Raw genomic sequence first — 4,701 nt, 5'->3', positions numbered from 1 at the left:
GTAGACCCACTCCACACCGTAGTCGCGCAGGGGCAGGTCGCGAAAGAAGGGGGAGCCGACGCCCAGCGGGTGCACGGCCGAACAGACGTCGTGGCGGAAGCCGGGCAGCGTGTACTCCAACGTCCGCATGCCGCCGCCGATGGTATCCTTGCCCTCCAGCACCAGGACGGAGCGCCCGGCGCGGGCCAGGGTGATGGCTGCCGCCAGCCCGTTTGGCCCGGAGCCAACGATGACGGCGTCATATTCCGACCGCTGCCGTACCGGTGAGGCACCCCCGGTTGTCATCGGCCCACCAGCCGTTTCAGACCGTGCACTGGCAGGTAGAGCGCCGTGCGAATAGCCGCGTTGTGCCACACGTTCCTGGCCGCCGACCAGCGCACGCTCCGGTCGAGCAGCACCGTCTCGATGGAGACCGGCTGGCCGCGCACGCCGCAATCGAGCGCCAGATTGGTCAGCGTCTTACCCCAGAAGTCGTCCTCCTGCTTGTGGACAAGACCCAGGCGCACGCCAACCTCGAACAGTGGGTCGCCGGCGCGGATGAACGAGACGATCTGGGCGACGGTCACGCCCGCCTCATCAAAGGCGCTGAAGGTAATCGTGCCGGCAAAGATGTGTCCCTGAGGCGTCACGAAGGTAAAGGAGTCATCGTCGGACTGAATGACGGCCACGCCGGTGGCGATTTGCGAGCCGGCCGGGCCTTCCAGGTTGATCACCGCTACGTCGCCCTTCTCAATGCGCCGTCGTGAACCGTAGAAGTTGCTGCCTTGCGGCCAATAGTCGGAATATTTCGCTTTCCAGCGCCGAATGAGTTCGCGCGGTCCTAGCGGCGCGCCGGCCAGCCGTATCCGATACGTCTTGCGCCACAGCCAGCCAAAGCCCGAGGCCGGCCCGACCAGTTCCTTGCCGGCGACGTTCAGATTGATCGCCTCCGGCGGCGTGGGCGGCTTGGGCAGTTTGTCTTTGTTCGACGGATCGCTTTCGACAGGTACGCTCATCGTCCTTCCATTAGGCGCTCGCAGCGCCGGCCGGAACGGATGAGACCGCGCCAGCCGCGCTCGATGCGCTATCAGTCTGATTTGCCGCAGTCAATCGATGAAGGGTGCGTGGGGCAGGGTGGGGAAGATTCTAGCGTATCGTTTGCCCCCTCCAAAGCGCACTCACGAACGCCTCACGCGCCGCACAGGACGGCGCGGCGATCGGGCGGCGGGGAGACGGAAACGCGCCCCCGGCGGCCAGGTTCCCCTTGATGAACGGCTCAACTGACCAGGGCGGCCAGCGCCTCATCCGTCGTGTTGTAGACGCTAAACGCCTCATCCAGTCGCGTCAGGTCGAATATCTGCCGGTAGTGGCTGCTCAGGCCACAGGCGATCAGCCGTTGCTGCTGCCGTTGGGCGCGGATCAGCAATGTCACCAGCAGGCCGATGCCGGTGCTGTTCATATAATCCAGCCCGCTGAAGTCGAGGATGACAACTGGGGTTTGGCCGCCGGCTTCGTTGTAGGCGTTCATCAGCGCCTCTTCGGCAAACCCGGTCACTTCGCCATGAATCTCGATCACACTTGCGCCTGGTTGCTTGCGCACCTGCATGTGGACGTTTGGTTCGATCATGTCTATTCTCAATGTGAGGCGATTTGCCAAATCGCCCACGCTTGTGGTGGTTGTAGCGGTCTGCCAAACCGCCCTACAGTTGTGGCGATTTAGCAAATCGCCCTACAGTTACGGGGCGGCGGCGACTTCTTGCAGCGCGCTTTCCTCGTTCTCGTAGACGGTCATGAAGTCGGAGAGCCGCGTGATGTTGAAAATCTCCCGGTAATGGTCGCTCAGACCCGTCGTCACCAGCCGGCGGTGGGACTTGCGCGCCCGCGCCAGCAGGCCGACGATCAGCGCGATCCCGGTTGAATTGATGTACCCGACCCGGCTGAAGTTGAGCATGATGGCCGAAGGGGCCTGTTCCTCCGCCTGGCTATAGGCTACTTCCAGCAGCGCGTCGGCGAAGCCGTCGATGTCGCCGAACAGATCGATCACCGACAACCCCTCGCGGCGGCGAACTTCGGCCCGAAAAGCATTACTCTGTGAGTTCACCTTGCGCTCCTTCGGCCAGATGAATGACCAGTTTCACCGTGTGGTGCGCCTCGTCCGAGGTGACCTGCATCTCGTCCACCATGTTCTGAATGAGGAAAAGCCCCCAGCCGCGCGGGGACTGCTGCCCGGCCAGTTTAGCCATGAGGTCTGGCGCGGGGGTGTCGGAGCCGAACTGGTTGCCGCCCCGGTCGGTGATGCTGACGGTCAGGTTGCGGCTGTCGCGGGCAACCTCGATCAGCACCGGCGCATCCTCGCGGTACTTATTGCCGTGTTCCATGGCGTTCATCGTCGCCTCGGCTACGGCCGTCTTCAGCCGCTGTACCTTGTCTTGCGGCAGGTGCAGCAGGCCGACGACCTCCGCCACCTGCTCCATGGCCCGGCGCTCGTTGCCCGGCCGGCTGGGTAGTTCGAAACGGGCCAGCGTTTCCATCTGTCTTGTGTGGGAACCATTACCCCGGCCATGGGCCTGGAGCAGCACCATCGTCACGTCATCCTCTTGTTCCCAATCCGGCCCGGTGAAAGCGTGCAAGCGGTCGAGCAGGAAAGGCACGAGATTGCCGTTGACCGATTCGCCCATAAGCCCCTGGAGGCGGGGAAAGCCGAACATCTCGCGCGACGGACTGTGGGCCTCGACGAGACCGTCGCTGTAGAGCAGCAGGCAGTCGCCCGGCCGCAGTGTCGCCTCTTTCTCTTCGTACTGCATGCCCGGCAGCAGTCCGAGCGGCATGCCTCGCGCTCGCAGTTCGAAAACGCCCTCTCTTGTCCGGTGGTAGGGCAGGTCGTGTCCCGCGTTGGCGAAGACGAGCGTGCCGCTTGCCGGTTCCAGCAAGGCATAGAGGCAGGTGACAAACATCTTGGGCGGAATCTCTTCGACCAACAGGTTGTTCGTCCGCTCCAGCACCGCGCCGGGGGACACCAGCTGCTCGGCCGTCGCCCGCAGCAGCGTGCGCGTCGTCGCCATGACCAGCGCCGCGGGCACGCCCTTGTCGGTCACGTCGCCGATGACGAAGCTGATGCGCCCATCCGGGAACTGGATGAAGTCATAGAAGTCGCCGCCCACCGCCCGCGCCGGCTGGTAAAAAGCCGACACTTCGTATCCCGCGACCGACGGCACTGCCTTGGGCAGGAGGAACTGCTGGATGAGCCGCGCCACGCGCAACTCCTGCTCGATGCGCTGCCGTTCCAACGCCTCCAACTGCTGCTGCCGGACGAGTTGGGCCACGCGCACGGCCGGCGCGGCCTGCGTCGCCAGCGTACCCAATAGCCGCCGGTCGTCGGAAGAGTAGTCCTGCTCGCTAAGGCGCTGCCCCAGGTTGATCAGGCCGACGAGTTCGCCCTGGCTGACCAGGGGCAGCACAAGTCGCACGCCGGCCGTGCGCAGCGCATGCACGCCGGGCGAGTCCAGCGCCAGCCGGTCCACGTCGACGACGCCGCTGGTGTTATTGCGAAAGAACTCGATCAGCGGGTCGGTCGGGGGGATGTCGAGTGGGGCGATGACCGCCGGCGCGTCGTTGGCCGCGGGCGCGGCCGGCGCGGTGGGAGGCGTGGCCGGCGCGGCCGCTTTCCGACTTCGATTTCGCCAGAAGGCTTTTGTTGTCGTCATCGTGACCTATCCTTCATTGCCCCCATCATACCCGACGATCGTCTCCTGATCGTTATGAAACGTCCCGGCTGGCAACCTGTTTTGGCCCCATCGTCTCTCCAACGTTACGGGACGTTCGGGCCGAGGTCGTCGGGGGGGAGCGGCGGCCCGGGTGGGTCGCGCCGCTCCCACTCGGCGGCGTAGAACGGGCCGACGTCGCACCACTCGGGGGCCATCTCCATCAGGCCCAACTGGAGCAGCGCCCGCCGCGCGGCCAGACCGACGATGGCGACGTAGGTAGGGTAGGACAACTCCAGCGTGGAGAGCATCTCCACCGACGCTTGCGCGGCCATGCTGGCCGCGATGAGCTGGATGATCTCCACCGCCTGCTCACCGACGACGTGGCCGCCGAGGATTTGATGTGTCTCGCGCGAGATGACCAGCTTGCAAAAGCCCTCGGTGTAGCCGTCAATGACCGCCCGATCCATGTTAGCGAAGGAGGCCAGGGCGATAACCACGTCATGGCCCTCTTCTTTGGCTTTTTTCTCGGTCAGGCCCACGCTGCCATACTCCGGGTCGGTGAAACCGCCGTGGGGCACGATCTGGGCGCAGTAGGCGCGCTCCGCGCCGGTGGCGTTCTCGGCGGCGATGCGCGCTTCGTAGCTGGCGCTCTGCACCAGCATCATGCGGCCGTTGATGTCGCCCGCGGCGAAGATGTGGGGCGCGGTCGTGCGCAGATAGTCGTCCACCACGATGTAGCCCCGCTCTGTCTTCACTCCGGCCACGTCCAGCCCCAGCCCCTCGACGTTGCCCGGCCAACCCACGGCTACCAGAACCGCGTCGGCCTCCAACTCGTGCAGGGCATCGTCCTTCTTGTAGGTCAGGCGCAGCCCACCCGCCACCGGCTCGACCCGCTCCACGCCGCTCATGCCGCTGATGGTGATGATGCCCCGGTCGGTGAAAGCTTTCTGCATCGCCTCGGTCACGGCCATGTCCTCGATGGGCAGGATGTGGGGGGCCACGTCGAGCAGCGTCACCT

General features: G+C 65.1%; 6 protein-coding genes. All 6 read right to left on the bottom strand.

Annotated elements, in window-relative coordinates; genetic code table 11:
• On the bottom strand, nt 1–285 hold a 285-nt coding region (locus ACE3UY_RS06395; RefSeq protein WP_374686718.1), incomplete at its 3' end, for a phytoene desaturase family protein.
• The gene (locus tag ACE3UY_RS06390; protein WP_374686717.1) at nt 282–995 is read right to left on the bottom strand and encodes a hypothetical protein; all 714 of its coding nucleotides are present in this window, start codon (nt 993–995) and stop codon (nt 282–284) included. The genes ACE3UY_RS06390 and ACE3UY_RS06395, both read right to left, overlap by 4 nt.
• A gap of 260 nt (nt 996–1,255) precedes the next feature.
• Nucleotides 1,256–1,606, bottom strand: coding sequence for an STAS domain-containing protein (locus tag ACE3UY_RS06385; RefSeq protein ID WP_374686716.1), 351 nt, complete (start codon nt 1,604–1,606; stop codon nt 1,256–1,258).
• Between the two features lie 108 nt (nt 1,607–1,714).
• Nucleotides 1,715–2,080, bottom strand: coding sequence for an STAS domain-containing protein (locus ACE3UY_RS06380; RefSeq protein ID WP_374686715.1), 366 nt, complete (start codon nt 2,078–2,080; stop codon nt 1,715–1,717).
• The gene (locus ACE3UY_RS06375) at nt 2,064–3,683 is read right to left on the bottom strand and encodes a SpoIIE family protein phosphatase (protein ID WP_374686714.1); all 1,620 of its coding nucleotides are present in this window, start codon (nt 3,681–3,683) and stop codon (nt 2,064–2,066) included. Before ACE3UY_RS06375 ends, ACE3UY_RS06380 begins: the two co-directional genes overlap by 17 nt.
• 104 nt (nt 3,684–3,787) lie before the next feature.
• Nucleotides 3,788–4,701: FAD-dependent oxidoreductase (locus ACE3UY_RS06370; protein ID WP_374686713.1), on the bottom strand; the 914-nt coding region annotated here is incomplete at its 5' end.

The organism is Promineifilum sp. (SeqCode) (genome assembly GCF_041918635.1).
Taxonomy (GTDB): Bacteria; Chloroflexota; Anaerolineae; order Promineifilales; family Promineifilaceae; genus Promineifilum.
This window is presented reverse-complemented; position numbering and strand designations above follow the sequence as displayed.